We start from the raw sequence: 25,974 nt of genomic DNA, 5'->3' as shown, positions 1-25,974 counted from the left end.
GTGACGCCTCGTCGGTAGGCTGCGGCTGTCCGTGTCCGGTCCGGTCGGGGCGCGAGCCCCCCGAGGGGCGGCCTGCCGGGCCGGACGTACTGCGTTGATTTGGAGAGCCATGACCAACGTCCTGCTCAAGACCACCAAGGGTGACATCGAGCTCGAACTCGATGCCGAGAAGGCGCCCAAGACGGTGGCGAACTTCCTGGCATACGTCAAGAGCGGCCACTACGACGGCACGATCTTCCACCGGGTGATCGACGGCTTCATGATCCAGGGCGGCGGCCTCGACCGGAACATGCGGGAGAAGCCGGCGCCCAACAGGGTCCAGAACGAGGCGAAGAACGGGCTGAAGAACGTCCACTACAGCGTGGCCATGGCCCGTACGTCGGACCCGCACTCGGCCTCCGCGCAGTTCTTCGTCAACACCAAGAACAACGCGTTCCTCGACTACCCGGGGCAGGACGGCTGGGGCTACGCGGTGTTCGGCAAGGTCGTCCGGGGCCAGGACGTCGTCGACGCGATCGGCAAGGCCAAGACGGGCGCCCAGGACGTGCCGGTCGAGCAGATCTCCATCGAGTCGGCCACCGTGGTGGAGTGAGCGCGTGACCGTGTGAGCGCGTTCGGCGGATGAGCCGGGGGCCCGGACGGATTCCGTCCGGGCCCCCGGCCGCGCCTGCGCCCGAGCCCGCGCCCTGGCCCCGGCGCTACGCGGTGCGCCCGGCCGCCTCGATGCGCAGGGCCAGCCCGTCCAGCAGGTTGGCCAGGCCGAACTCGAACAGGCTGTCCAGGTCCAGGTCGTAGCCGTTCTCCAGGTCCGCGATCAGCCGGCTGAACACCGGGAAGCGGCCGGAGCCGGCGAGCGCGCCGAGGGCGGGGGCCTGGTGCTCCATCCACTGGTCCTCGGTGACACCGGTGGCCGCCTGCGCCTGGGTCTCGCGTTCCAGGTTGACGGCGATGCCCTCGATGTAGCTGTAGAACAGCACGTGGACGTCGAGCATGGCCGGGGCGTCCAGGCCGTGCCCGTCCAGCGCGGACAGCGCCCACTCGGCGTGCGTCATCAGGTTGGGCAGCAGCTTGGGCCGGGTGACCGGGCTGAGGTGCGCCAGCCAGGGGTGGCGGCGGAACAGCGACCAGAGCGTGCGGGCGCCCAGCTCCAGGCGGGGGCGCCAGCCGGCGGGCGGCACGTCCGGGTAGGACGCCTCGCCGAAGGCCGCGTCGGCGGTCAGCAGGACGAGGTCCTCCTTGCCGGCGACGTAGCGGTACGGGGACATCGGGGAGACCCCGAGCCGGGCGGCGACCGCGCGCATCGAGAGCGCCGCCAGCCCCTGGGCGTCGGCCAGTTCCAGGGACGCCCGGATGATCCGCTCGCGGCTCAACTCGCCTTCGGGCGGGGCCGGTCGGCGCTGCGCCGCGGATGCGGTACCCGCGGCGTCCGGCGCGGCGGATGCGGTGCGTGCGGCGGGTGCGTGCGGCGCGTGCGGCGCGTCCGGTGCGGCGACCACGGTGCCGACCCGGGGCCGGGCCTCGACCAGGCCCTCCAGGCGCAGCTCGGTCAGCGCCTTGGTGGCGGTGGCCAGGGCGACGCCCCAGTCCTGGGCGAGGCGGCGGGTGGAGGGCACCCGCTCGCCCGGGGCGAGTTCGCCGGTGGCGATGCGGCGGCGCAGGTCGGCGGCGATGCGCCGGAAGGGCGGGGGCGTCCCGGGTGTCACGGTGTCGACTCCTTGGAGGATTTTTTCGCCGCGTCCGGTCCTGTACTAGTTCAGACCCCAGCAGCGGAGACCGCGGCCGAGGCCCTTCTGTACTAGGTCAGAGCAGCTCTCAAGTGGCTTGCAAGGCCCTGGATTTACGTCGTACATTCACGTTGCTTACAGCGTACCAACGATGAACAGGGGAACCCCTCGTGAAGACCGTTCTGATCTCCGGCGGCGGCGTGGCCGGACCGGCGCTCGCCCACCTGCTGCACCGCCGCGGCTTCGCCCCGACCGTGGTCGAGCTCGCCCCCGCCCCCCGCAGCGGCGGCCAGGCCGTCGACATCCGCGGCGCCGCCCTCGCGGTGGTCGAGCAGATGGGCCTGACCGGGCGGATCCGGGCCGTGCGCACCCGGATGCTCGGCATGTCCGTGCTCGACGCCGACGGCAACGAGGTCCACCGCTCCACCGAGGCCACCTACAGCGCCGGCCGGCTCGACAGCCCGGACGTCGAGCTGCTGCGGGCGGACCTGGTCGCGATACTGCGCGAACGCGCCGCCGACGGCGTCGAGTTCATCGACGGGGACGCCATCGCCGGGCTCCGCGAGGACGACGGCGGCGTACACGTGACCTTCGAGCACGGCCGGCCCCGCACCTTCGACCTGGTGGTCGGCGCGGACGGCCTGCACTCGCGGGTCCGCAAGCTGGTCTTCGGCCCGGAGGAGCGGTTCCTGCGCCAACTGGGCAGCCACCTCGCCATCTTCAGCGCCGACAACTTCCTCGGCCTGGAGGACTGGCAGGTCTGGCAGCGCGACGGCGACGCCGGCTACGGCATCTACCCGGTGCGCGGCAACAGCGAGTTGCGGGTCACCTTCGGATACGCGAGCACCGAGCCCGCCGTCCGGGACGCCGGGCGCAGCAGGCATCTGGTCGCCGAGCGGATGTCGAAGCTGCGCTGGGAGACGCCCCGGCTGCTGGAGGCGCTGCACCGCACCCCCGACTTCTACGCCGACACGATGGCCCAGGTGCACCTGGACCGGTGGTCGGCCGGCCGGGCGGTGCTGCTCGGCGACGCCGGCTACTGCCCCTCGCCGCTGTCCGGCCAGGGCACCAGCCTCGCGCTGGTCGGCGCCCACGTGCTCGCCGAGGAGCTGGGCCGGGCGCGGGAGGGCGCCGAGGGCCACCGCGCGGCCTTCGAGCGCTACGAGCAGCGGCTGCGCCCCTTCGTCGCCCTCAACCAGGCGCTGGCCACCGAGAACCCCGGCGGCCCGCCCGCCGAGGAGTCCGTCGAGCGGGCCAAGAACGCCATCGAGCTCGGCCTCTGAGCCGGACCTCGGCCCCTGCCCCCGGAGGCGCCCGGACCCCCGGCTCCGCCCGGATGAGCCCGAGTCCCGGATGCGCCCGGGCCCCGGATGCGCCGGGGTCGGTGCGGGCCGGCGCGGGTCAGTGCGTGTCGTAGGAGATCACGAAGTCGTCGAAGACGTGCCGCCCGGGCCGGGCGGCCACCTCGTCGAGCGCGCGGCGGATGTCGCGCAGCTGGCCGACCGTCATCTGCAGCGGCGGCTCGTCGGGCTGGTAGGTGTACCGGATCGGGTAGTCCACGCCGGGCCGGTCGGTCATCTCGATGTGGCAGCCCAGCACATGGCTGACCGGGTGGGCGGCCGCGAAGGCGATCAGCCGGTCGATCGTCGCGACGTAGGCGTCCCAGTCGGCGACGTACAGCCGGCCCGGGTAGACGGTGTCGCCGGTCAGCAGGAACCCGGTGAACGGGTCGTAGTAGGTGATCGCGGCCTCGTGGTGGCCGGGGCCGGCCAGGCAGCTCAGCACCCGGCCGCCGAGGTCCAGCAGGGCCGGCCGGTCGGGATCGTCGCCCAGGCCGAGGAACTCCCGCACGGTGGCGAGCTTCGCGTCCACCACCACCGTGTCGGGGCGCCCGGCGAACTGGGCGTCCCCGGCGACGTGGTCGCCGTGGCCGTGGCTGTGCAGCACGAGCAGCCGGTAGCCGGTGCGCGGGTGGCGCTCCAGCCAGCGCGCGACCAGCTCGTCCACGACGCGGCGCAGCGGGAAGTACGCGGGGGAGGCGGTGGCGCCGGTGTCGAGCAGCACCGCCCGCTCGTCGCCGAAGAGCAGGAACAGGAACGGCGCCTCGTAGTTGACCGCCATGTTCTGCCGCAGCACGACGGTGTGCTCGTCGTAGTGGTGGACCTGGATCTCGGGATCGGTGTTGTGCCGCGCCGACTCCGAGCCGTGGATCCAGCGCACGTCGAGGGAGCGCCCCGCGGCGTGCGGGCCCGCGTCCGTGAAGTCGATCGGGTCCCGTCCGGAGGTCATCCCTGCTCCCCACCGCGTCGTGTCCGCCGGCCCGGTGCGGCGTGCGCCCCGTCCGGCGGCGGCCCCGGCGGGCCGCCGCCGCGAACCTACCAGGTGCCCCATGACGGCCCGGGGCCGCTGCCTGGCCGCCGCTCCCGGCAGCGCCTGCGCCACCCGCATCGGCATCCGCACCGGTATCGGCGTCGGCATCGGCGTCCGCGTGCGCTGACGATGCGACACGGCCCCCCGCCCGGATGCGGGCGGGGGGCCGGGGGCCGCGGGCGTCCCGTCGGGACCTGCCGCACCTACCGCGTGGGACGGCTCAGGAGAGCAGCCCGTTGTAGTCGGGCAGCTTGAAGGTCCGCTCGGCGTGGCCGCCGGCCAGGTCGGTGGTGTTGTTGCCGACGTTGGCGATGATCGTGTAGCCCTGCTGCTCGACGGCGGTGCGCTTGGCCGTCTTGAAGCCCTGGACCGGGCGGAAGAGGTCGCCGAGGTCGCGCCCGTACAGCCCGTCCACCGGGTACCCGGCGTGCTGGAGGCTGTAGCGCGTCACCGACTCGATGAAGTCCGGCCGGGCGGTGATGAACACGACCGCGACGCCGCGCGAGCGCGCGTAGTCCGCCAGCGCCAGCGAGGACGCGATCGCGGGCTGGGTGAACGGGTGGAAGTGCGTCTGCAGCGTCGTGTTGTCGATGTCGAACACGATCGCGAGCCGCTCACCCGCCCGGGCGCCGGCGGTGCGCTGCTCGACGTACGAGCGCGCGGGGGCCACCGCCGCCTGCACGTCGGCCAGCCACTGGCCCTCGGTCACGGCCGGTGCGGCCGCCGCGGCGGGGGCCGCGGCCACCACCGGCGCCGGCGCGGCCATCGCGGGCACGGCCAGGCCCGAGAGGAGAATGCCGGTCAGCACCGCGGGGGCGGCGACTCTGCCAACGAACCTCATACCTGTCATCGGACCTTCCTGTCACGGTGTCGGGGAGCTCGCCGCACGTGTGTTCGCACCGCGGCCCGAGCAATCTCCCACACCGTCAAGTCGGGTGGCGGGAGTAATGCTTACCAACGGGTAACGATCTTCTGTGCGTCCCGTGCACACCCGCCGCAACACCCCTGCCGACGAGGGGGCGGCGGTTCCGGGGGAGGGCCGCCGCCGGAGACGTCCCGTCGGGGCGCGCGGTGCGCCATGATCGAATGGCGTCCGCGCGCGGGATCCGGGCGCACCACGACGAGCAGGGGGAACAGTCACATGATCGAACTGTCGGCGGCGCCGATGACCTGGGTGGCGGCCGGGGACAGCATCACCCAGGCCGTCCTGCACACCTACGGGGCGCGGGGCTGGGTCGAGCACGTCCACGAGCGGATCCGCTGGCAGCTGGACCGGCTGACCGACATCGTCGTCAACTCCGGCGTCTCCGCCTGGCGCGCCGGCGACGTCCTCGGCTCCTACGACCACCTGATCGGCCGGTTCTCCCCGGACGTGCTGTCGATCTCGCTGGGCACCAACGACGCCCGCGCCGGCCTGGCCGGGCTCGACGCGTTCCACACCGACCTGCGGGCGATCATCGCCAGGGCCGCCGGTGCGCAGATCGTGCTCCACACCCCCGTCCTGACCAGTGTCAGCGGCCGCACGGCCCGCCCCGAGCTGCCCGCCTACTGCCAGGCCGTCCGGGAGATCGCCCGTGACACGGGGGCCCTGCTGGTCGACCACGAGGCCCACTGGCTGGCCCGCTTCCCCGACACCGACCCGATCCCCTGGCTCGACGACCCCGCCCACCCCAACGCCGCCGGACACCTGCAGATGGCCAACCACACCCTGCGCACCCTGGGCCTGGGCGAGCTGACCGACGTGTGAGCGACGGGTGACCCCCGGTGCGCCCGGGCGGCGGGCTCAGGCGGCGCCGGGCACCCGCTCGCGCTGCCGCACCAGGCCCCGGACCGGCCCGGCCCCGCCGCCGCGGCGCTCGGGCAGCTCCAGGACGTCGGCGCCGGCCGCGTGCAGGAACCCGGTCACGCAGTGTGCGGTCGTGGTGTCGAGCGAGAACACCCACAGTCCCGGGACCAGCACGGTGTCGATCCGGCCGCGGGCCGACCAGGCGAGCAGCCGCTGCAGCTGGGGCCTGAAGGTGCGCGAGGAGACCCCGTTGTCCAGGAAGACGTGCGCGACGGTGCGGCCGAGCGAGGTGGCGTGCTCCTCCAGCGCCCGCAGGTGCGGGCCCATCTGCCAGCTGTCATAGGGATAGCAGCGCAGGTAGACGGCGACCGCCGGAGCGGGTTGACGGGCGGGGGGCATGGCGCTCCTCGTTGAGCGTGGTGCACGGGGCACCTGGGTTCCTCCGCCCGGCGCCGCTCCCGGAGGCCGGGGGGACCGACGGGTGAGCCCGAGCGGGCTGTGCGGGTCCGGCGGAGGCTGCTGGGCCGGCGCTCGACCTGCCGTACGGTTACGGGCCGCCATGGACGCGACTCTCCGTACAGTGTCCCAGCTTGGACTGGACCATCTGCGAATGTCCAGACTTTCGCGGGCGCCGTGACCCACCGGAGCCGAACGGTACGACCCGCCGCAGCCGCGCGGGCCCGCCCACCGGCCGCTCACCAGCCCGCCTGCCGGGCCGCCGAGGGGGGCGGGGGAGGACGGGCGGGGGCGGGGGGCGATCATGGCTGTGTTTCTTGGCGGTTCACGGACACCCGGGTATGAGGAGAACGCTATGAAGTCGGTCGGTCGGACGATGACGGCTGCCGCGGCAGGACTGTTGCTGGGCACCCTCGCGGCCTGCGGTTCCAGCGGCTCCGGCGGCCACACCGCCGCGGCCGGCCAGAGCGCGTCGACGACGGCCGCCGCCGACCCGGCCGCCGCGAGCAGCGGCGCGCCCGCCCCCACCGCCCCGGCCGCCGGCACGGGCGCCGCCACCGCAGCGGCAGGCGGCGCCACCGGCGGAGCCGCCACCGGCGCGGCCACCGGCGCACCCCCGGCCCCCGGCGCCGTGCCCCCCGGCACCGCCACCACCGCACCCGGCGGCTCCGCCCCCGCGCCCGCCCCCACCTGGAGCGACGCCCCGACGCCCCTGCTCGACTACAAGCTCGTCCTGCAGCTGATGCCCGACCAGTCCGCGATGCCCGGCTGGGAGCAGGAGAAGCGGCGGGTCGACCTCACCGACCACTCCTCGAACTGCCAGAACACCGAGTCCTGCAACGGCAAGCCGCTCAGCGGCGAGGCCAGGTTCACCTCCGGCGACGTCACCGCACGCTTCCTCGTCGACACCCTGCCCACCAAGGCCGCCGCCCAGGACAAGCTCAAGGAGGCGTACGCGGCGTTCGGCGACGCCCGCTACGTCCCGACTGAACTGCAGGTCGTCGGCACCGAGAGCCGCGCCTGGCAGGGCCGGCCCGGCGGCCGCGACGGCGTCGGCATCGTCATGCGCGCGGGCACCGTCGTCGCCAGCGTGACCACCGAGGACGGCCCGGTGGACACCCGGACGACGCAGCGCCTCGCCGTCATGCTGGCCAAGCGCATCGAACAGGCCCAGTCCGGCCGGACCCCGGACACCGTCCTCGCCAACTGAGCGCACCGGCACCGCCCTACCCCCCCCGCAGGGACGCCCCCGGACCGGGGTGACAGTGCGAGGACCGGTGTGCGACGCTGCACCTGCGCGTGATCATCCGCGCCGCGGAGGAACCGGGGGGTGACCGCATGCACCACGACGCACCACCGAACGGGCCACGGCCCCACCGGCGCCACCGCCGGTGGGCGGGCGCGCCCGCCGGGCGGATCCAGGGCCTCCTGCTGGTCGGCGGCGGCCTGCTGCTCGCCGCGGCCGCGCTGCGCCCGGACGGCGGCCTGCTCGGCACGGCCACCGCCCCGCCGGTGGCCGCCGGCGGCTTCGTCGCCCTGCTCGCCCTCGGCTGGCTGGCCCTCGCCGGGCGCTTCGCCTCCCGCTTCCGCGAGGAGGTCCGCCGGCTGGCGGGACCGACCCCGTGGGCCGAGCGCATGCGCTCGGCCGCCGTGGTGCTGATGGTCGGCGCGGTGCCCGCGGTGCCGCTGCTGATGTACGCCTTCCACCGCCGGGGCGCGGTGGCGCCGCCCGTCGAACCGCCGCAGGCGGCCTGGCTGCCCGAGCCGGCCCCGACGGCGACGCAGCCGCCCAAGCCCTTCCCCGAGCCGGCGGACCCCTCGCCCCTGCCCGCGCTGCTGCTGTTCGTCCTGGCCACCGCCCTGGCGGTCCTGCTGCTGGTGGCGGCCGTCGCACTGGTGCGCTGGCTCCTGCGCGGCGGCCGGCTGCGCCGCCTGCGCACCCTCCCGCCGACCGCCGACGGACCGGCGCCCGGCGAGGACGTCCTGGCCGCCGCCGTGGCCACCGGCCGCCGCGCCCTGGACGGCGGTGACCCGCGCGCCGCGGTGATCGCCTGCTACGCCGCGATGGAGGGCTCGCTGGCGGCCTCCGGAGTGGCCCGCCGCGCCTGCGACAGCCCGACGGAGCTGCTGGAGCGGGCCGTGGCCGACGACCGGGTCGACCCGGTCCACGCGCACGCGCTCACCGCGCTCTTCCGGGAGGCCCGGTACTCGACCCACCCGATGGACGACACCCACGTCCACCGGGCGCGGCTGGCCCTCGACACCATCGCCGAGCGCCTGACGGACCGGACCGACGAGGCGAGCCAGGCGGACCGGCCGGACCAGTCAGACCGGACCGGCCGGGCAGACCGGAGCGACCGGGCGGACCAGGCGGACCGGACCAGCCGGGCAGACCCGGCGGACCCGGCCGACCGGACCGGAGCGCGCCGATGAGCGCCGGCCCGACCCCGCCGCCCGGCGACCCCGCCCAGCCGCCCGCCGCGCCGCCCGCCCATCCGCTCGGCGGGCTGGCCGTGCCCGGCTCGATCCGGCACTGCCTCCTCGAGCTCACCGTCGCCGCCGTCCTGGCCGAGATCCTGTTCGCCCTGGTCGGCGGCCTGACCGCGGCCGGCGCCGGAGCGGCCCTGCTGGCCGCCGCCGCCCTGGTCACCGGCCGCTACGTCGCCGGCGCGGGCACCCCGACCCCGGGCCTGCGCCGCAGACCGCAGGAGGCGGAGGCCCGCGAGCCCGGCCTCGGCGACTGGCACTGGACCGTCCGCCACGGCCTGGACCCCCAGGGCGACGGCCAGCCGCTGCGGGGCCGGCTCCAGCGGCTGTTCGCCGCCCGCCTGTCGGAGGCCCACGGCCTCTCGCTCACCGCCGACCGCGACCGGGCGGCCGAACTGGTCGGCCGCGAGCTGTGGCCGTGGATCGACCCCGGCGCCCCGCCCGGCCCGCTGCCCGCGCCCGTCCTGCTCGCCCTGGTCGACCGGCTCGAATCCCTCTGACCGGCCACCGCCCACCCGCCACCGCGCCACCCGCTCACCAGCTCACCCGCCACCGCCCGTACCGCCTCGCAGCCCCTTCAGGAGAGCCGATGACCGCCGCCCCCCAGGCCCCCGCCGCCCCGGGCGCTCCCGCCGCAGGGCCGGCCGCGGGGCCCGAGCTGACGCCGCAACAGGCCGGCCGGCGCGCCCGCGCGGTGCTGCAGGAGGTCGAACGGGCCGTAGTCGGCAAGCCCGAGGCACTCCGGCTGGTCATGCTCGGCGTGCTGGCCGGCGGCCACGTGCTGATCGAGGACCTCCCCGGACTCGGCAAGACCCTGCTGGCACGCTCCTTCGCCACCACCCTCGGCCTGGACTTCCGCCGCATCCAGTTCACCCCCGACCTGCTGCCCTCGGACGTCTCCGGCGCACCGTTCTACGACCGGCGCAGCGGCGAGATGGTCTTCCGGCCGGGCCCGCTCTTCACCCAGCTGCTGCTGGCCGACGAGATCAACCGCACCCCGCCGAAGACCCAGGCCGCGCTGCTGGAGGCGATGGCCGAGGGACAGGTCTCCGTCGACGGGGAGACCCGCCTCCTGCCGCAGCCGTTCACGGTGATCGCCACCGCCAACCCGATCGAGTACGAGGGCACCTACACCCTCCCGGAGGCCCAGCTCGACCGCTTCCTGCTGCGGGTGCGGATGGGCTACCTGTCCACCGGCCTGGAGGCCGCGATGCTGCGCGCCCGCCTGGACCGGGCGGTGCCCGAACCGGTCCTGGAGAGCATCAGCAGCCCGGCCGAACTGCTCGCCATGCGCGCGGCCCTGGAGCGGGTCGAGGTGGACGACGACCTGGTCGACTACGTCGTCGCACTGGTCGACGCCACCCGCGGCGACCAGCAGGTCCAGGTCGGCGCCTCACCGCGCGGCGGCCTCGCCCTGATCCAGCTGGCCCGGGCCCGCGCGATGCTGGAGGACCGCGACTACCTGACCCCGGAGGACGTCAAGGCCGTCGCCGTCCCCGCCCTGGCCCACCGCATCACCCTCAAGCCCGAGCTGTGGGTGCGCCAGATCGAGGCGGACGACGTCCTGGCCCGGCTGGTCGCCACCGTCCCGGCACCGCAGACCCTGCCGCGCCCGCCCGCCGACCAGGGCACCCGACCGCCCCGGCGGGACCAGCCGCGGTGAGCGCCGCCCCGCCCGCCGGGGACCCGGCCGCCGCCCGGGCCGGGCGCCTCGCCGCGCAGAGCGGGGCCCACGGCCCGCGCCCGCTGCGCCGCCTCGCCACCCCGCCCGCCGACCCCGCCCCGAACCGCCGCCCCCAGGGGCCCCGCGACCCCGCCCCGAAGCGCGCCGAGCCCCGCACCCGCCAGGACCGCACCCGCCAGGACCGCACCCGCCAGGACCGCACCCGCGCCCGCCACCCCGACCCGGCCACCGCCCGCATCCTCGCCCGCAGCGCCGCCGCCACCGCCGAAGGCCTGCCGAGCAGCCCGCCCCCGCCCCACTGGCGGGCCGGCGAGCGCACCCTGCGCCTGCTCACCGTCACCGCCGTCGCGGCCGCCGCCGCCCTGGCCACCGGACACCCCTGGCTGCTCGCCCTGGCGGCCGCCCCCGCCGTCCTGCTCGCCCTGGCCGCCCCCGGCGCCGCCGGGCCGCCCCGGCTCTCCCTCACCACCACCGCCGAACCGCAGCGCTGCTTCGAAGGCGAACGCATCACCGTGCGGACCACCGTCCACCACGACGGACGGATCGGCCCGCTCGACCCCGTCATCTCCCTCGGCCCCGGCCTGGTCCTGGAGTCCGTGGCCGTCACCCCCACCGCGGTGAACCTCGCCGTCCGGGCCGACCGCTGGGGCCGCTGGACACTGGGCACCATCGACCTCGACGTCTACGACCCCGGGGCGCTGACCTGCCGCACCCTGCGCGCCGACCTCGGCCGGGTGGACGTCTTCCCGGTCCCCAGCACGGCCCGGCTCACCCCCATCCCGGTGCGCCTGCCCGAACGGCTCGGCGAACACACCACCGCCCACGACGGCACCGGCGTCGAGGTGGTCGGCGTGCGCCCGCACGTCCCGGGGGAGCGCCAACGCCGCATCCACTGGCCCTCCACCACCCGCCGCGACGCCGTCCAGATCAACCAGTTCGCCGCCGAGCGCGCCTCCGACGCCGTCGTCCTCCTCGACACCCTGGGCGACTTCCGCGACGCGGCCACCGGCCTGTCGAGCCTGGACGAGACCCTGCGCGCGGCCACCGGACTCACCCGCGCCTACCTGCGCCGCCACGACCGCATCGGCCTGGTCGCGGTCGGCGGACAACTGCGCTGGCTCAGCCCCGCCGCCGGGGACCGCCAGTTCTACCGCATGGTCGAGAGCGTGCTGGAGGTCCGCCAGGACCGCGCCCACCGCGGCCCCGCCCTCCACCGCATCCCCCCGCCCGCCCTGCCCGGCCACGCCCTCGTGTACGCCTTCACCCCGCTCGCCGACCAGCGGATCCTGGAGGTCCTCGGCCGCGTCGCCGACCGCGGCAACCCGCTCGTTGTGGTGGAGATCCCCGCCGGCGAACCACCCGTGGAGCCGGGCGACGAGATCGGCGCCCTCGCCCTGCGGCTGTGGCACGCCGAACGCGAGGCCATCCGCAGCGCCCTGCGCGAGCGCGGCGTCCCGGTGACCCGCCACACCCCCGGCGAGGCGCTCGACCTGGCACTCGCACCGCTGCTGCGCCGCCGGATCAGGGGAGCGACCCGTTGAACGAGACCACCACCCCGGCCGTCCCGCCCCCGTCCGCGGCCCCGCCCCTGTCCCCGGTGCGGGCCCCGGTGCGGGCCCCGGCGGGCCGGGTCCTCCCGCTGTGGGCCGAGCGGGCGGCGCTGCGCTGCACCGGCGCCGCCCTCGCGGCCGCCACCGCCGCGATCGGCGTGCTGGACCGGGGCGGACCGGCCGCCGTGGCCGCCGCCGCGGCCCTCGCGCTCTGGGCCGCCACCCCGCCCCCGGCCGTCGCGCCGCGCCGCCGGCCCACCGGGCTCGCCCGCCTGGCCGACCGGCGCACCACCGCCCTCGCCGCCGGGTCCGTCCTGCTGGCGGCGTTCGGCGACCCGCCGCTGTGGCAGGCCGCGGGCGCGAGCGTCCTGCTGGTCGGCTACCTCCTGCTCCTGGACGCCTTCGGCCCGGACCGCCGGGCCACCCGGGCGCCGCACGCGCTCGCCGCCCTCGCCGCGTCCGCCCTGGCCCTGCCGGCCGCCTTCGCGCCGACCGGGGCCGGCGAGTGGTCGCGCCCGCTCGCGCTGCTGGGCATCGCGGCCGCCGCCTGCGGCATCGGCCTGGCCCTGCGCCCCGCCCGCCCGCCGGCCCCCGGCGACCCGCACGACCCGCACGACTCGCAGGGCCGGTAGGCCCGCGACGGCCCGGCAGGGGTCTGCCGGGCCGCCGGGCGCCTGCCGGGTCAGATCTGGATCGGCGCGGTCTCGGCCGTCGTGCTCGTGAACCCGTTGGTCGTGGTGATCCTCAGCCGGACCCGCTCTCCCGGGCGGAAGCGGCTGTGGTCGATCTGGACCAGGGGGTCCTTGAGGCCCACGCCGATCGTCTGCCAGGTCTTCCCGTCGTCGGTGCTGACCTGGGCGGAGTAGGTGTACGCGGAGTCCTGCCCGGGGTCGAACTCCAGCGCCAGGCCGAGCGACCCGTCGACGGCGCTCGCGTGGCGGGCGCCGCGCAGGGCCGGGGGCGGGCCCGCGGCCCGGAAGGTGTCCACGACCTGGCCCGCCACGACCAGGTCGACGGCCTCCGTGTCGGGTCCGATCGGGACGACGGCGTCGATCAGGCCCCTGCGGTCGTCCTCCGGGGCCAGTTCGGAGGCCAGCCTGACCGCGACCGGGATCTCGCGCGGGGGTGCGCCGTTCGCCTGCCGGATGCGCAGGACGACCGGGGTCCCGCCGCCCGGGCCGCCGCCCGGGCCGCCGTTGGGGCCGCCGTTCGGGCCGTTCGCGCCGTCCGCACCGGGCGCCGCGGACCGGGCGGCCAGCGGGGACACCGGGTTGACGAAGCGGATGCCGCCCTCGCGGCGGGTGAGGTTGACCGTGCCGACGATGCTGACGAGCTGCCCGGCCGACGGGTCCGCTCCACCGGCCCCGCCCGCCGGGGCCGCCGGCTGGGGTGCCGCCACCCGCATGACGGCGATCTGCGGGTTCCGCCCGTCGGGGGGCCCGCCGCCCGGGCCGGCCACCGCGTGGACGGCGACGGCGACGGGGGTGGCGACGGGGGTGGGGGCGGCCTGCGGGACGCCCAGCGGCGGCGGTGTGCCGTCCGTCGCCGTCTGCTCGGCCAGCAGACGCTGGCGGATGCCCTCGTAGGTGTAGCTGCTCAGCCACTGGCGCGGGCAGTAGGTCATCACGTCGTGCCACAGCACCCCCGGCCGGGCCCGCATGGGCAGGTGCAGCGAGGCGTCGCCCACGTCGAATCCGACGAAGGTGTCCGCGGTGTCGGCGAGCTGCCCGTTCTCGAAGGGGTAGTTCTGCAGGTCGTCCGTGGTCTGGTTGCAGAACCCCGGGTGCTTGCGGCCGTAGGTGTGGCCCAGCTCGTGGGCCCCGTACCAGTCGCTGTAGACGCCGTCGAAGTCCCAGCCCCAGCTGTCGGCCCCGGCCGGCGCGGCCGCGACGGTGGAGGGGTCGGGCAGGGCGGGGATGCCGGCGGCGCAGCCCCGCATGAAGAACCCGCCGTCGGGTACCTGGGCGAGGTAGTGGGTGCGCCGGTCGCCGCCGGAGCTGACGTCCAGGGCGCGGATGGCGGCGAGCTGGGCGTTGACGTCGTCACAGAGGAAGGGCGGGCTGGCGGCGGCGTCGATGACGGTGTGCGAGCTGATGACCTCGGCCACCGGGTAGGCGCGCCTGAGCCAGCTGACCAGGGCGGTGAAGTCGAGGTCCCTGGGGGTGTAGGTGACCGGGGGGTTCCCCTGGCTGTAACGCAGCCCGAGGATGCGCACGCGCAGCGGCGCGCCGGGGTGGAACCAGACGGTCGGGCCGTGCGGCGCCCCGCCCAGGGGGAGGGCGGCGCCGGTCAGCGCGTCGGTGACGGACACCGTGCTCACGCTGAGCGCCCCCGGGGCGGTCAACGCGGCCGGCAGCAGGAAGTTGAGGCTCAGGGTCGCGTCGGCGCGCCGGTCGGCGAGGACGGCCGGGTCGCCCGCGTCGAGGTCGACGGTGTTGACGGAGGAGAGGGTGACGGGGGGATCGGCGGGCGAGCGGAGCAGCGTGATCGTGCCGCGTGCGTCGACGGGCGGGCCGTCGGAGCAGCGCACGTACAGGCGGACCACGGTGACCTTGCCGGCGATCAGGGTGACGCTGTGGTGGAGGTCCTGCACCGACTGGGTGACTTCGGTGGCATCCAGTAAGACCTGTGTCTGAGAGGCCATGACCGGCTCCCTAGGACAAGTGGTTCGGTTCTTTCAGGCTATGCCCGCCGGGGATGCCCCGCCCCGGGTGGCGGCGCTCCCAGAAGGGGTGGTCCGGCCAGCGCCGCTCCTGCCGGTAGGCCTGTGCGTGGTTCCTGCGGTAGGCGGCCTCGATGCCGTCCAGGAACCCGCCGTAGTCGGCGAGGGCGGCGCCCGTGCGGCCCGGGTCGGCCAGGCACGAGGCCACGGCCTGCCCGGCGCGGGCACCGGTGTGCAGGGCGGTGAGGATGCCCTGCGAGGAGAGCGGGTCGAAGGCGAGGGCGGCGTCCCCCGCCGCGATCCAGCCGGGGCCGGCGGCGGGGGCCAGCCGCAGGCCGTGGGCGGCCGTCCAGCGCGGGACGGGGGTCGCGGCGGGGTCGTAGCCGTCCAGGCGCCGGCGCAGGTGGCCGGTGCGGGTGATGCCGTGCCAGAAGCCCCCGGGGGTGCGCAGCGAGGGGTGGGCGAGGTCGGGGTCGGTCAGATGGGCGACCAGGCGCCCGGCCGGGATCAGGGTGGTGTACCACCAGCCGTGCGGGGCCGCCTCGACGAGGGTGCGCGCCTCGCGGTCCGGCGGACCGCCGGGGCGGCGGTCGGCGAACACGGCGTACGCGGCGACGAGGCGGTCCTGGCGCCGACGCCGGCCGTACCGGCGCCCGATGGCGCAGCGGCGGCCGGTGGCGTCCACGGTCCAGCGGCAGCGCAGCTCCCGCACGGCCCCGGTGGCGCGCTCGCGCACCAGCAGGCGCTCGCCCAGCCGCTCCAGCACCGTGGCGCGGAGCGGTTCGGCGCCGGCCGCCCGCGCCGCGCCGCGCAGCAGGGCGTCGAAGCGGCGCCGGTCGAGGTGCCAGCCGTGGCCGTACGGGTCGAACAGGTGGCTGCGCTCGTGCAGCGCCGCCGAGCCCCAGGCGCTGGAGGTGCCGGTGGAGGCGGGGTGCGCGGCGGCGAGGAAGGCGTCCAGCAGCCCGAGGTCGCGCAGCAGCGGGCGGGCGGCGGGCGGCAGGAACTCCCCGATCTTGACCGCCGCGGGGCCGCCGCCCTCGCCGCCGTCGTCCTCGGCGCCCTCGTCCCCGGGGCCGTCGTCCAGGAGCAGGACGCGGTGGCCGGCGCCCGCCAGGACCAGCGCCGCCACGGCGCCCGCCGGGCCCCCGCCCGCCACGGCGGCGTCGAAGGGCCGGGGCGGGCGCGTGCGGGCGCTCACCGGCGGTGCCGGAAGCGGACGACCTTGTCGATGTAGCCCGCCGACACCTCCTCGTCGGGCTGCTCCGCCATGCTCACCGCGGTGGCCAGCGCGGCCTCGCCGAGGACCGGGTCGGCGCCGAGCGGCACGTGCAGGGTGACCAGGTTGCGCCCGGCCGGGGGCGCGGGCGCGAGCGGGAAGCTCACCTCGGACTCGACCAGCATCTCCGCCGGGAGCCGCGGGTCGTCGCCGGCCCCGGGGCGGCGCTCGACCAGGCCGAGCCGGCCGAAGTCCTTCACCATCGCGTTGATGGTGTTGAGGTAGCCGGAGGGCAGCCACCGCAGCCAGGGCCGGCGCTTCTCGAACGCCGCCAGCCGCTCCTCGATGGGCCGGGAGGTGTCGACGGCGACGTCGTAGTCCTCCTCGGCGAGGACGTGGTTGGGCACCCGGGCCGGCCAGAAGGTCGGCAGGTACGGGTCGTACTTGGGGCCGAAGCCCGGTGAGCCGTAGCCGTAGCCGGACAGGCAGCTCGCGGTGTCGGTCTGCCAGGGCACGGCCATCCACCGGGTCAGGTCGCCCGGCCCCTGGGCGTAGAGCGGGCCGTCGAAGGACAGCGCGCTCTGCGCGGTGAGCTTCGGGCCGTAGGAGGGCGGGGGAGGGGCCAGCGGGTCGCGGTGGCGGATCCGGAAGGGGGTGCTGTACAGCGTGGTGTGGCGCATCGGCCAGGTGAGCTCGCAGCCGGGGTGGAAGGCGTCGGCCAGGCAGAACGACAGGGCCGCCCGGTCGAGGGCGCGCGGCCGCTGGGAGAGCGGGAGCTGGTCGAGGGCGGCGGGCGGCGGGGCCTGCGGGTCGTAGTCGGGGGTGAAGGCGCCGTCGGCCCAGCGGTCCAGCAGGCGGTACTGGAGCGGGGAGAGCGCCATGTGCTGGAGCGGGGACTCCGGCGGCAGGCTCATCGCGTCGCCGTAGATCGCCGGCCACGGGACGGGGGAGATGCCGTCGCGCTCGTGGTTGCGCATGGTGGCCCAGACCTGGCGGCGCATCTCCTTGTGGACGGGGGCGGGGTCGGCCAGCGCGGCGAGCTGCTGCGGGTCGAGGAAGTACGCGCGCCCGCCGTACCCGAACTGCGCGGCCAGGCCGCGGTTGACCCACTGCAGGTCGCACAGCCGGCGCAGGACGGGCAGCACGTCGCGGGTGAAGGACACCTGCTGCGGGGCGGGGAGCAGGCCGGCGGTGACGAAGGCGTCGCGCACCAGGTCGTACATGGTGCGCACCGAGGTGAGTTCGGGCGCGTAGTTGGGCGGGGTGGTCACCACCCAGCCGGGGTCGACCGGTACCGCCCGCCCGTCGATGCGGACCTCGGCGGTGACCGGGCCGTCGCTGACGTCGTCGTGCCAGCCGTCGTTGTTGGCGAAGGTGTCGGCGGGGGTGCCGGTGGCCGAGGCGGAGACGCCCCGGCCGCCGAGGAAGATCAGCCGGCCGCTGTCGTCGGTCTGCAGCTCGCCCAGGTAGACGGGCTTGTCCAGGAAGGTGCCGGTGTCGAAGCGGTACTCGGCCCTGCCGGAGCGGCTGCGGCCGCGTACGGACCGGGGGCCGGGGTCGATGACCAGGCGGTGGCGCTGGGCGTCGGGGACCTTGGGGTTGCGCAGCAGGCTGTCGTCGGTGTGCTCGGACTCCGGGATGTCCAGGGCCAGTTGGAACTGGTACCAGGCGGCCTTGGAGTTGGCGACGTGCACGGTCCAGCGCAGGTCCGCGTTGTCGGCGGTCAGTTCGGCGACCGGCTCCCCGGCGGCGTTGTAGCCGTAGACGCGGAAGCGCACGGCCTGGCGCTTCAGGGCGCCGGTGGCGTCCTTGTAGCCGCCGGTGGGCAGCGCGGGCTGGTCCTCGGTCTCGGGGGCGAGGAAGAACTCCTCGGCGCTGTCGCCGACCCGGGCCACCCCGATCGCGGGGTGCACCGCGGCCCGCACGATCCGGGTGTCGCGGCCGGGCGGCGGGGTGAGCTGCGGGCGGGCCGGGCCGGGCTCGGTGGCGGGGATGCCGTTCACGTCGCGGCGCCCGCGGGCCGAGGCCTCGTACACGCTCCTGCGGACCTCGGCGATGCTGCCCACCGGGCGGTGCTCGGCGAGGCCGTGCCACGGGTTGTAGGCGAGGTTCTCGCCGTAGGCGGCCTGGCCCCGGGCGTCGACGTCCTGCCGGTGGAGGGTCAGCCGGGCCACCCGCACCGGCGCGCTCTCCGCCTCGTCCCAGGGCACGGTGGCCCGGTCGAGCGGCATGCGCTGCGGGTCGGTCCGGAACTGGACCAGCAGGTCGAAGGCCGCCGCGCCCGCGGCGAGCCGGTGGCGCAGGTCGGCGCCCAGGTAGGCGGGGTCCTCGTCGGGCGCCACCGCCGCCGGGTCGCCGCCCTCGCAGCCGGCCGGCACCAGCTTGTACTTCACGAAGCGCTCGGGCCCGAAGGCGTAGGGCAGGACGCCCCAGTAGGTGGCCGTCAGGACGCTGTCCTCGACCTTGGCCATCGCGTCCAGGACCTCCCGGGTGCGCGGGTGCGCGCGCAGGTACGACTCGTAGTCGCCGTCGACGACGCCGGCCCGGGTGAACTCGCACATGTCCCGGGCGGTGTCGACGAAGAAGACGTCGTGGTTCTGCAGCAGCAGGTCCTGGGTGCCCGCCTCCCGCTCGTCCTCCAGCAGCTTCGGGCCGGGCACCCCGAACAGTTTGACGCCCACGCCCAGGGTGGTGCGCAGATCCGGCCGGGAGGGCACGGTGTCGCTGGAGAAGCGCACCCAGGCGGTCAGCCCCTCGCCCCGGTCGAGGGCGCTCTGCAGGAAGCCGACCCGCAGCTCGGCCGGCAGGTCGGGGGCGACCGTGAGCACGCCGCGGGCCACCCCGTGCGGCTTGAGGAACACCGGCCGCTGCACGGGGTCCTGCCCGCGGGCCACCCGCGCGCCCTGGGTCATGTCCACGAACATCTGCTGCAGCGCGCCCGCCGCGTCGTCGGCGCAGCCGGGCAGCCCCGCCGGCCCGGCGGGCCCGTCGGCGGGTTCAGGGGTCCCGATCATGTGTGCTCCCTCGGATACGGCGGCCCGGGCACACCCGCCCGTCCTGGGACCAGCCTGCGAACGCCACCCCCGAAAAGCGCGCCCGGCAGGTCTTTTCGAGCGCACCTCGCACTCCATCCGGACGGCATCAGCCCCCACCCCTTGCCCCGCCGGCGGCGCACCGCGCCGCTGCACGATCCGCCCCGCCACCCGCGCGCCCAGGGCCGGGCACCCCGGCTTCGGGCTGGGCCGGGGGGCTCTGGCACCATCACGGTGTGGCGGACGGGGGCGGGGAGCCGGGGGCGGGGAGCTTCGCCGTCCGTACGGGGTACGCCGTCTACCGGGGGCCCTCCGCCGCCGGTAGCCTGCACGCCCACGCCGCGTTCCAGATCGCCCTCGCCCCGCGCGGCGAGGTGGCCATGGCCGACGCCGCCGGCACCCGCCACAGCGCCCCCGTCCTGGTGGTGCCGCCCATGGTGCGCCACCGCATGCTCGCCACGACGCCCGACCTGCTCACCTACTTCGTCGAACCGCACTGCGCGTTCGCCGACCGGCTGCGCGTCCACCGCGGCCACGGCATCAGCGCCGCCGACGACCTGCACGGCCTCGCCGAGGAGGACCTGCGCCCCGCCGGCGCCCGGCCCTCCGAGGAGCTGGACCCGCGCCTGCTGGCGGCGATGGACGCCCTGGCCGCCGGGCGGATCCCGATGCCGGCCCTCGCCGCCTCGGTCGGACTCTCGCCGCAGCGCCTGCGCGCCCTGGCCCACGGCCAGTTGGGCATGCCGCTGACCCGCTGGCGGATCTGGCAGGGCCTCAGCCGCGCGGCCCGGGCCCTCCAGGAGGGCCGGTCGATCACCGACGCGGCGGCCACGGCCGGCTTCGCCGACCAGGCGCACTTCAACCGCCGGCTGCGGGAGATGATCGGCCTCACCCCGGCGGCAATCCTGCCGCTGCTCGCGCACGGCGCCGACGCGCCCGGCGATGCCCGGGGCTCCGGAAAGGATTGGCCCGTCCACGGTGGACGGTGAGGGGGCGATGAGGGAGGGCAGGAGGAAGAACCCACTCCTTGCCACTCTCAATCTATAGCGCAGCGGGGGGCTTGCGGCAAGGCCCCCGTCATGCCGCAGAATCCCTGATCAAGGCCATAAGCTGCAGAAACGGGAGATCCACGAAGTGCGTGTGCTGTTGTCGGTCCACAGGCCGTGCCATGACATCGAGCCGGTGACGGGGCCCGCGCCGCGGTGGCGCGCCCCCGCCGCCGGGACGCGGGCGTGCGCGTCGCCGGACCGCGCGGGAGCGACCCAGGATCGGAGCCGCTGACATGAGCCCCCTGACCACCAGCGCGTTCGACCTTCCCGACCGTCTTTCCGCCAAGGCCGACCCGGCGCTGATCGCCGAGGACGAGCGGCACTTCGCGGCCATCACCGAGAGCCTCGAACAGTCGATCGCCGAACTGTCCGACCGCCTCGACACCGAGCGCAGGGCACCGGGCGGCATCGGCCGGGAGGCGATGGACCGGGACACCGAGATCCACCGGCTGACCGGCCGCCTGCGCACCCTGCGCCGCTTCGGCCTGGACCTGTGCCTCGGACGCATCGTCGGCACGGACAGCCCCGAGCCCGTGTACATCGGACGGCTCGGCCTCACCGACAGCACCGGCCGCCGGCTGCTGCTCGACTGGCGCGCCCCCGCGGCCGAGCCGTTCTTCGCGGCCACCCACGCCAACCCGGCGGGCCTGGCCAGCCGCCGCAGGTACCGCTGGACCCGCGGCCTGATCAGCGACTACTGGGACGAGGTGTTCACCGCCGACGGGCTCGAAGGGCACGCCGCGCTCGACGACCAGTCCGCCTTCATCGCCAGCCTGGGCGGCAACCGCTCGGCCCGGATGCGCGACGTCCTCGCCACCATCCAGTCCGACCAGGACGCCATCATCCGGGCGGGATCCCGCGGCGCCCTCGTCGTCGACGGCGGCCCGGGCACGGGCAAGACCGTCGTCGCCCTGCACCGCTCCGCCTACCTCCTCTACTCCGACCCCCGCCTCGGCCACCGCCGCGGCGGCGTGCTGTTCGTCGGCCCGCACCAGCCCTACCTGGCCTACGTCGCCGACGTCCTGCCCAGCCTCGGGGAGGAGGGCGTGCAGACCTGCACCCTGCGCGACCTCGTCGCCGAGGGGGCCGCGGCGGCGGTCGAGGCCGACCCGCGGGTGGCCCTCCTGAAGTCGTCCGCGGACCTGGTGAAGGCGATCGAGCCGGCCGTCGGCATCTACGAGGAGCCGCCCACCGAGGGGATGACGGTCGAGACCCACTGGTCCGACATCTGGCTGAGCCCCGACGACTGGGCCGCGGCGTTCGAGGCACCGGAACCGGGCACCCCGCACAACGAGGCGCGCGAGCAGATCCGCGAGGAGCTGCTGACGATCCTGATGGACAAGCACCCCGGCAACGCCCCGCCCGAGCAGCTGCGCAGGTCGCTCCTGCAGAACAGGCAGCTGACCGGGGCCCTCAACCGCGCGTGGCCGATGCTGGAGGCCACCGACCTCGTCGGCGACCTGTGGACGGTGCCCGCCTACCTGCGCAAGTGCGCCCCCGGGCTCGCCGTCGAGGACGTGCGCAGGCTGCAGCGCAAGGACGCCCAGGCCTGGACGGTGTCCGACCTGCCGCTCCTGGACGCGGCCCGCCATCGGCTCGGCGACTCGCAGGCGTCACTGCGCAAGCTCCGGCACGAGGCCGCCCTCGCCGCCGAACGCGCGCAGATGTCCAACGTCATCGACCGCCTGATCGAGGCCGACGACGACGGCGAGGGCGCGCTGACGATGCTGCGCGGACAGGACCTGCGGGACACCCTGGTCGACGGGAGCACACTGCCCGCCGCCGATCCGGCACCCCTCGCCGGACCGTTCGCGCACATCGTCGTCGACGAGGCCCAGGAGCTGACCGACGCCGAGTGGCAGATGCTGCTGCTGCGCTGCCCGTCCCGGAGCTTCACCATCGTCGGGGACCGCGCCCAGGCCAGGCACGGGTTCACCGAGTCGTGGCAGGAGCGGCTCGAACGGATCGGGTTCGACCGGATCGACGTGGCCTCCCTGAGCATCAACTACCGCACGCCGGAGGAGGTCATGGCGCAGGCCGAGCCGGCCATCCGGGCCGCGCTCCCGGACGCCAACGTGCCGACCTCGGTGCGCAGCAGCGGCATCCCCGTGGTGCACGGGTCCGTCGCGGACCTGGACGCGGTCCTGGACGGCTGGCTCGCCGAGAACGCCGACGGGATCGCCTGCGTGATCGGCGCCCCCGCGTTCCGCGGGACGCCCCGGGTCCGGTCGCTGACCCCGGAGCTGTCGAAGGGGCTGGAGTTCGACCTGGTCGTCCTCGTCGACCCGGAGGCGTTCGGCACGGGGGTCGAAGGAGCGGTCGACCGCTATGTCGCGATGACCCGGGCGACCCGTCAGCTCGTCGTCCTCACCAGCCCCTGACACCGCCCGACAGGACGCCCACCGCCCGACAGGACGTCCACCGCGCCTACCGCGCGGTGGGCGTCCGCGGGCGCAGGCCGTCCATCAGCACCGTGAGGTAGTCCGCCGCGAGGCCGGGCGCGTGCGCCCGCGACCTGGCGATCGCGTACGTGCACTCGCCGATCAGGGTCATGGTGACGACCGGGTCGAGGTCGGTGCGGATCGCGCCGGCGTCGCGCGCCCGGACGACCATGTCCAGGACGACCTGTTTCAGCGCGGCCTCCTCCGCCTCCGTGGCCGGCAGGCTCAGCGCCTCGATCTGGGTGTTCATGGTGTGGTGGGCGGCCTGGAACACCAGCATCTCGCCGAGGAAGGCCCGCAGCGCCTCCTCGGGGGGCATCCCGGAGAGCAGGTCCCGCGCCCGCCGGACGAGCGGCGCGAGCAGCCCGGACGCGGCGGCGTCGATGAGCGCCTCCTTGCCGCCGAAGGTGCGCACCACCGTCGCCGCACTGACCTCCGCCTGCCTGGCGATGGCCTCGACGGTGATGACGGCACCGGGGTCCGCCAGGAGCACCCGGGTCGCCTCCAGCGTGCGCTGACGGTTCCGGGCCGCGTCCGCACGGAGCTGCGGCTTGGATGTTGACATGGTGATCGGCCCCTCTCTACCTTCTAACTGAAATGAGTATTTCACTTAAGCCGGGGGGAATCCATGCCGACGAACAACCGGATCCTGATCTCAGGGGCGGGCATCGCCGGCCTGACCCTGGCGCACTGGCTGGCGCGGTTCGGCTTCCGCCCCACCCTGGTCGAGCGCGCACCCGGGCTGCGCACCGGCGGCAACGGCGTCGACCTGCGCGACCAGGCGATCGAGGTGGCCGAGCGCATGGGCATCATGGAACAGGTCCGGGCGGCGGCGACGGACATCCTGGGAATCAGGTTCGTGAACGCCGAGGACCGTGACGTGGCGCGCATCGACACCCGGGTGGACGACGGGGTGGAGATCATGCGCGGCGACCTGCTCGCGCTTCTCGACGAGGCGGCGGGAAGCGGCGTCGAACGCGTCTTCGGCGACTCGGTCACGGCACTGCGGCAGAGCGGCGACGGCGTCGATGCCACCTTCGAGCACGGCCCCGCCCGCCGGTTCGACCTGGTGATCGGCGCCGACGGCATGCACTCCACCGTCCGACGGCTCGCGTTCGGCCCCGAGTCGCGGTTCCTGCAGTACAAGGGCCACTACTTCGCCTTCGCCGATGCCGACGCGGCGCTGGGGGAGGACCGCTGGGTGACGATGTACAACCTGCCGGGCAGGATGGCCGGGATCTACCGCTCGGGCAACCACGCCCAGGCCAAGGCGTACTTCATCTTCCGCAGCGACGAGCCGATCAGCTACGACCACCGCGACCCCGACCAGCACAGGCGCGTGATCGGCGACGCGTTCGCAGCCGACTCCTCGTGGCGCACCGGCGAGCTGCTGGCCGCGGCGCTCGCCGACCCCGAGTTCTACTTCGACTCCCTCAGCCAGGTACGGATGGAGTCGTGGTCGACCGGCCGGGTGGCACTCGTGGGCGACGCCGCCTACTGCGCCTCGCCGGCATCCGGCGCGGGCGCGGAACTCGCCCTGGTCGGCGCCTACCGGCTGGCCGGCGAGCTCGCCGCCGCCGGCGGCGACCACGGGCTCGCGTTCCGGCGCTACCAGCAGGGCCACCGCCCACGGGTGGAGGAGAAGCAGCAGATCGGCGTCAACATCCGCCTCATGGTGCCCGGGACCCGCTCCGCCCGATGGGTGCGCAACACCCTGGTCCGGCTCCCGCTGATGCGGATCATGGCGGCGGCGGAGCGCCGCATCGGACCCACCGGCTCCCGCCGACCCCTGCCCGCCTACCCGGCCCCCTGCGCGTAGGCGATCCGCCACGACCGACCGGACAGGGTCTAGTCGCGGCGCGCGAGGTAGACGGAGATCGACCCGGTGGCCGTCGGCACGACCTCGGCCTCGCGGACCTCGCGGAACCCGGCCTCGCGGATCAGCCCCGGCAGCACCCCCTCGGCCTGCGGCTGGGTGTCCGCCCGGCCGTCCGCCAGCTGTACGGTGCGAAACGCCAGGCGCATCAGCGCGGTCCGCTGCAGCCCGTAGTCGGCGATGACCAGCCTCCCGCCCGGGCGCAGCACCTCGGCCATCGACGCCAGGATCGCCCGCTTCACGGCGAGCGGGCACTGGTGGAGCACCAGGCTGGAGACGACCGTGCTCGCCGAGCCGGCGCCCAGCAGCGGCGCCAACGCGTCGCCCATGCCCACGTGCCACTGCGGCGCGGCCCCGCCGCGGGCGCCGGTGGCGGCCGCCTTGCGCCGCGCCCGGGCCAGCATGTCGGGGTCGGGGTCGACGCCGATGATCCGCGCCCGCGGTTCGATCCGGTGCAGGAGCAGGGCCAGCGAGCCGGTGCCGCAGCCCACGTCGACGATCACGTCCTCGGGCTGCGGTGCCACGTGCATGGCGCTCAGAGCGCGCCACAGGCGCTCGCGGGTCAGGGCGACCACGGGGTCGTAGAACCGGTTCGGGGCGACGCGGCCCAGCGCGGGGGTGAAGGTCTGCTCGGTCATGCCGGAAGTGTCGGCCGCCGGGCGGCCCCGGGTCTTGAACGAACCGCTCGCGCACCGCCCCGGCGCGGGGTCCGTTCGTGGGAGCCGACGGCGTCAGAGCGGGCGCCGCGGCTCCATCCGGAAGTCGAAGGCGGAGGCCCCCGGGTCGAGCGCGGTGACCCCGCCGTCGACGGTGAGGACCGCGCCGTTCACGTAGCTCGCCGCCGGCGACAGCAGCCAGCCGATCGCCGCGGCCACCTCCGCGGGCTCGCCGGGCCGGCCCGTCGGGGTCAGCCGGGTCGCCTCCCGGTACGCCTGGTCGGCGCCGCCTGCCAGGCCCTCCTCCTCGGCGAAGCGCGCCATCCGGCGGTCGGCCATCTCCGTGCGCACCCAGCTCGGGCAGACCGTGTTGGCCCGCAGCCCGAGGTGGCCGTAGTCGACGGCCAGTGAGCGGCAGAGCTGGAGCAGCGCGGCCTTCGAGGTGGCGTAGGCCGCGCTGGAGCCCCCGTTGCGCAGGGCGGAGACGGAGGCGACCGCGACGACGGCCCCCCGCGCGCGCAGCAGGTGCGGCAGCGCGGCCCGCAGGAGCAGGAAGGGGCCGGTGAGGTTCGTCCGCATCACCAGCTCCCAGTCCTCCAGCGTGACGTCGCCCACCGAACCGCCCCGGCCGACACCGGCGTTGAGCACGACCCCGTCGAGCCGCCCGAAGGCCGACACGGCCGCCTCCACGAGCGCTCGGACGTCGTCCGGGTCGGTGGCGTCCGACACGTGGGCGAGGGCGCCGCACTCCCGGGCGACGCGCTCCAGCGGCTCGGGGCGCCGCCCGGAGACCACCACCTGGCAGCCCTCGGCGCGCAGCAGCCGGGCGGTGGCCGCACCGATGCCGGTACCGCCGCCGGTGACGAGGACAACGCGCTGGTCGGACATGGGGTGACGCCTCCGCGGGGAACCGGTGCTCTGTGGACCACCAGATCCTACGACGCGTCAGAACGGTCGCCCGCCCGGCCCGTTCGCACGCCCACCG

At 75.6% G+C, this 25,974-nt stretch carries 22 protein-coding genes; 12 read left to right on the top strand and 10 right to left on the bottom strand.

What is annotated here, in order from left to right:
• Positions 1 to 109 precede the first annotated feature (109 nt).
• The gene (locus tag ACFVVX_RS11115; protein WP_387943880.1) at positions 110 to 592 is read left to right on the top strand and encodes a peptidylprolyl isomerase; all 483 of its coding nucleotides are present in this window, start codon (positions 110 to 112) and stop codon (positions 590 to 592) included.
• A gap of 106 nt (positions 593 to 698) precedes the next feature.
• On the opposite strand, the gene ACFVVX_RS11110 is transcribed toward ACFVVX_RS11115, so the two are convergent.
• Complete coding sequence (locus ACFVVX_RS11110; RefSeq protein WP_387943878.1) at positions 699 to 1,703, bottom strand: TetR/AcrR family transcriptional regulator C-terminal domain-containing protein; 1,005 nt, start codon at positions 1,701 to 1,703, stop codon at positions 699 to 701.
• 191 nt (positions 1,704 to 1,894) lie between these two features.
• On the opposite strand from ACFVVX_RS11110, the gene ACFVVX_RS11105 reads away from it, so the two are divergent.
• Entirely contained in the window at positions 1,895 to 3,007 is a 1,113-nt protein-coding gene (locus tag ACFVVX_RS11105; RefSeq protein ID WP_387943876.1) for an FAD-dependent monooxygenase, read from the top strand.
• Between the two features lie 118 nt (positions 3,008 to 3,125).
• Here ACFVVX_RS11105 and ACFVVX_RS11100 read toward each other — a convergent pair whose 3' ends face one another.
• Both ACFVVX_RS11100 and ACFVVX_RS11095 read right to left on the bottom strand, forming a co-directional pair.
• Entirely contained in the window at positions 3,126 to 4,013 is an 888-nt protein-coding gene (locus tag ACFVVX_RS11100) for an MBL fold metallo-hydrolase (protein WP_387943874.1), read from the bottom strand.
• Positions 4,014 to 4,314: 301 nt separating this feature from the next.
• Entirely contained in the window at positions 4,315 to 4,935 is a 621-nt protein-coding gene (locus tag ACFVVX_RS11095; protein WP_387943872.1) for an HAD family acid phosphatase, read from the bottom strand.
• A gap of 300 nt (positions 4,936 to 5,235) precedes the next feature.
• Between ACFVVX_RS11095 and ACFVVX_RS11090 the strand changes: the two genes are divergently transcribed.
• Positions 5,236 to 5,841: an SGNH/GDSL hydrolase family protein gene (locus ACFVVX_RS11090; RefSeq protein WP_387943870.1), complete on the top strand. Its 606-nt coding sequence runs from the start codon at positions 5,236 to 5,238 to the stop codon at positions 5,839 to 5,841.
• A gap of 36 nt (positions 5,842 to 5,877) precedes the next feature.
• On the opposite strand, the gene ACFVVX_RS11085 is transcribed toward ACFVVX_RS11090, so the two are convergent.
• Positions 5,878 to 6,279 (bottom strand): recombinase family protein, encoded by a 402-nt coding sequence (locus tag ACFVVX_RS11085; RefSeq protein WP_387943868.1) that lies wholly within the window; start codon positions 6,277 to 6,279, stop codon positions 5,878 to 5,880.
• Between the two features lie 412 nt (positions 6,280 to 6,691).
• Between ACFVVX_RS11085 and ACFVVX_RS11080 the strand changes: the two genes are divergently transcribed.
• From ACFVVX_RS11080 to ACFVVX_RS11055, 6 genes are all read left to right on the top strand, one after another.
• Positions 6,692 to 7,546: a hypothetical protein gene (locus ACFVVX_RS11080; protein WP_387943866.1), complete on the top strand. Its 855-nt coding sequence runs from the start codon at positions 6,692 to 6,694 to the stop codon at positions 7,544 to 7,546.
• A 128-nt stretch (positions 7,547 to 7,674) separates the two neighbouring features.
• Entirely contained in the window at positions 7,675 to 8,769 is a 1,095-nt protein-coding gene (locus ACFVVX_RS11075; RefSeq protein WP_387943864.1) for a DUF4129 domain-containing protein, read from the top strand.
• On the top strand, positions 8,766 to 9,323 hold the full coding sequence (locus ACFVVX_RS11070; RefSeq protein ID WP_387943862.1) for a hypothetical protein: 558 nt from the start codon (positions 8,766 to 8,768) through the stop codon (positions 9,321 to 9,323). Before ACFVVX_RS11075 ends, ACFVVX_RS11070 begins: the two co-directional genes overlap by 4 nt.
• A gap of 89 nt (positions 9,324 to 9,412) precedes the next feature.
• The gene (locus tag ACFVVX_RS11065; protein ID WP_387943860.1) at positions 9,413 to 10,486 is read left to right on the top strand and encodes an AAA family ATPase; all 1,074 of its coding nucleotides are present in this window, start codon (positions 9,413 to 9,415) and stop codon (positions 10,484 to 10,486) included.
• Positions 10,483 to 12,048 carry a DUF58 domain-containing protein gene (locus tag ACFVVX_RS11060; protein WP_387943858.1) on the top strand — a complete coding sequence of 522 codons (1,566 nt, stop codon included), beginning with the start codon at positions 10,483 to 10,485 and terminating at the stop codon, positions 12,046 to 12,048. Before ACFVVX_RS11065 ends, ACFVVX_RS11060 begins: the two co-directional genes overlap by 4 nt.
• Positions 12,045 to 12,689: a hypothetical protein gene (locus ACFVVX_RS11055; RefSeq protein WP_387943856.1), complete on the top strand. Its 645-nt coding sequence runs from the start codon at positions 12,045 to 12,047 to the stop codon at positions 12,687 to 12,689. The genes ACFVVX_RS11060 and ACFVVX_RS11055 overlap by 4 nt, the downstream gene beginning before the upstream one ends.
• A 50-nt stretch (positions 12,690 to 12,739) precedes the next feature.
• Here ACFVVX_RS11055 and ACFVVX_RS11050 read toward each other — a convergent pair whose 3' ends face one another.
• Genes ACFVVX_RS11050 through ACFVVX_RS11040 form a run of 3 tightly spaced genes read right to left on the bottom strand, consistent with a single transcriptional unit; the run spans position 12,740 to position 18,949 of the window.
• Positions 12,740 to 14,701: a hypothetical protein gene (locus tag ACFVVX_RS11050; RefSeq protein ID WP_387943854.1), complete on the bottom strand. Its 1,962-nt coding sequence runs from the start codon at positions 14,699 to 14,701 to the stop codon at positions 12,740 to 12,742.
• 10 nt (positions 14,702 to 14,711) lie between these two features.
• Positions 14,712 to 15,917: an FAD-dependent monooxygenase gene (locus tag ACFVVX_RS11045; protein ID WP_387943852.1), complete on the bottom strand. Its 1,206-nt coding sequence runs from the start codon at positions 15,915 to 15,917 to the stop codon at positions 14,712 to 14,714.
• Positions 15,914 to 18,949, bottom strand: coding sequence for a LodA/GoxA family CTQ-dependent oxidase (locus ACFVVX_RS11040; protein WP_387943850.1), 3,036 nt, complete (start codon positions 18,947 to 18,949; stop codon positions 15,914 to 15,916). The genes ACFVVX_RS11045 and ACFVVX_RS11040 overlap by 4 nt, the downstream gene beginning before the upstream one ends.
• A gap of 254 nt (positions 18,950 to 19,203) precedes the next feature.
• Here ACFVVX_RS11040 and ACFVVX_RS11035 point away from each other — a divergent pair, with 254 nt between their 5' ends.
• Both ACFVVX_RS11035 and helR read left to right on the top strand, forming a co-directional pair.
• A complete protein-coding gene (locus ACFVVX_RS11035; RefSeq protein WP_387943848.1) occupies positions 19,204 to 19,956 on the top strand; it encodes a helix-turn-helix domain-containing protein in 753 nt (250 codons plus the stop codon).
• 293 nt (positions 19,957 to 20,249) lie between these two features.
• On the top strand, positions 20,250 to 22,397 hold the full coding sequence (helR, locus tag ACFVVX_RS11030; protein ID WP_387943846.1) for an RNA polymerase recycling motor ATPase HelR: 2,148 nt from the start codon (positions 20,250 to 20,252) through the stop codon (positions 22,395 to 22,397).
• Positions 22,398 to 22,443: 46 nt separating this feature from the next.
• Here the strand turns inward: helR and ACFVVX_RS11025 are convergent, their stop codons facing one another.
• Positions 22,444 to 23,022: a TetR/AcrR family transcriptional regulator gene (locus ACFVVX_RS11025; protein ID WP_387943844.1), complete on the bottom strand. Its 579-nt coding sequence runs from the start codon at positions 23,020 to 23,022 to the stop codon at positions 22,444 to 22,446.
• 63 nt (positions 23,023 to 23,085) lie between these two features.
• On the opposite strand from ACFVVX_RS11025, the gene ACFVVX_RS11020 reads away from it, so the two are divergent.
• Positions 23,086 to 24,276, top strand: coding sequence for an FAD-dependent monooxygenase (locus ACFVVX_RS11020; RefSeq protein WP_387943842.1), 1,191 nt, complete (start codon positions 23,086 to 23,088; stop codon positions 24,274 to 24,276).
• A gap of 29 nt (positions 24,277 to 24,305) precedes the next feature.
• Here ACFVVX_RS11020 and ACFVVX_RS11015 read toward each other — a convergent pair whose 3' ends face one another.
• Positions 24,306 to 24,971 (bottom strand): class I SAM-dependent methyltransferase, encoded by a 666-nt coding sequence (locus ACFVVX_RS11015; protein ID WP_387943840.1) that lies wholly within the window; start codon positions 24,969 to 24,971, stop codon positions 24,306 to 24,308.
• A gap of 93 nt (positions 24,972 to 25,064) precedes the next feature.
• Positions 25,065 to 25,877, bottom strand: a complete 813-nt coding sequence (locus ACFVVX_RS11010) for an SDR family NAD(P)-dependent oxidoreductase (protein WP_387943838.1) — start codon at positions 25,875 to 25,877, stop codon at positions 25,065 to 25,067.
• Between the last annotated feature and the right edge of the window lie 97 nt (positions 25,878 to 25,974).

The sequence above is a fragment of the Kitasatospora sp. NPDC058170 genome (genome assembly GCF_042883905.1).
Taxonomy (GTDB): domain Bacteria; phylum Actinomycetota; class Actinomycetes; order Streptomycetales; family Streptomycetaceae; genus Kitasatospora.
This window is presented reverse-complemented; position numbering and strand designations above follow the sequence as displayed.

Bases quoted from the DNA above. Each gene is read 5' to 3' on its own strand.
- ACFVVX_RS11115 (WP_387943880.1), top strand. From the start codon at position 110: ATGACCAACGTCCTGCTCAAGACCACCAAGGGTGACATCGAGCTCGAA.
- ACFVVX_RS11100 (WP_387943874.1), bottom strand. From the start codon at position 4,013: ATGACCTCCGGACGGGACCCGATCGACTTCACGGACGCGGGCCCGCAC.
- ACFVVX_RS11095 (WP_387943872.1), bottom strand. From the start codon at position 4,935: ATGAGGTTCGTTGGCAGAGTCGCCGCCCCCGCGGTGCTGACCGGCATT.
- ACFVVX_RS11090 (WP_387943870.1), top strand. From the start codon at position 5,236: ATGATCGAACTGTCGGCGGCGCCGATGACCTGGGTGGCGGCCGGGGAC.
- ACFVVX_RS11085 (WP_387943868.1), bottom strand. From the start codon at position 6,279: ATGCCCCCCGCCCGTCAACCCGCTCCGGCGGTCGCCGTCTACCTGCGC.
- ACFVVX_RS11080 (WP_387943866.1), top strand. From the start codon at position 6,692: ATGAAGTCGGTCGGTCGGACGATGACGGCTGCCGCGGCAGGACTGTTG.
- ACFVVX_RS11075 (WP_387943864.1), top strand. From the start codon at position 7,675: ATGCACCACGACGCACCACCGAACGGGCCACGGCCCCACCGGCGCCAC.
- ACFVVX_RS11070 (WP_387943862.1), top strand. From the start codon at position 8,766: ATGAGCGCCGGCCCGACCCCGCCGCCCGGCGACCCCGCCCAGCCGCCC.
- ACFVVX_RS11065 (WP_387943860.1), top strand. From the start codon at position 9,413: ATGACCGCCGCCCCCCAGGCCCCCGCCGCCCCGGGCGCTCCCGCCGCA.
- ACFVVX_RS11050 (WP_387943854.1), bottom strand. From the start codon at position 14,701: ATGGCCTCTCAGACACAGGTCTTACTGGATGCCACCGAAGTCACCCAG.
- ACFVVX_RS11040 (WP_387943850.1), bottom strand. From the start codon at position 18,949: ATGATCGGGACCCCTGAACCCGCCGACGGGCCCGCCGGGCCGGCGGGG.
- helR (WP_387943846.1), top strand. From the start codon at position 20,250: ATGAGCCCCCTGACCACCAGCGCGTTCGACCTTCCCGACCGTCTTTCC.
- ACFVVX_RS11025 (WP_387943844.1), bottom strand. From the start codon at position 23,022: ATGTCAACATCCAAGCCGCAGCTCCGTGCGGACGCGGCCCGGAACCGT.
- ACFVVX_RS11020 (WP_387943842.1), top strand. From the start codon at position 23,086: ATGCCGACGAACAACCGGATCCTGATCTCAGGGGCGGGCATCGCCGGC.
- ACFVVX_RS11015 (WP_387943840.1), bottom strand. From the start codon at position 24,971: ATGACCGAGCAGACCTTCACCCCCGCGCTGGGCCGCGTCGCCCCGAAC.
- ACFVVX_RS11010 (WP_387943838.1), bottom strand. From the start codon at position 25,877: ATGTCCGACCAGCGCGTTGTCCTCGTCACCGGCGGCGGTACCGGCATC.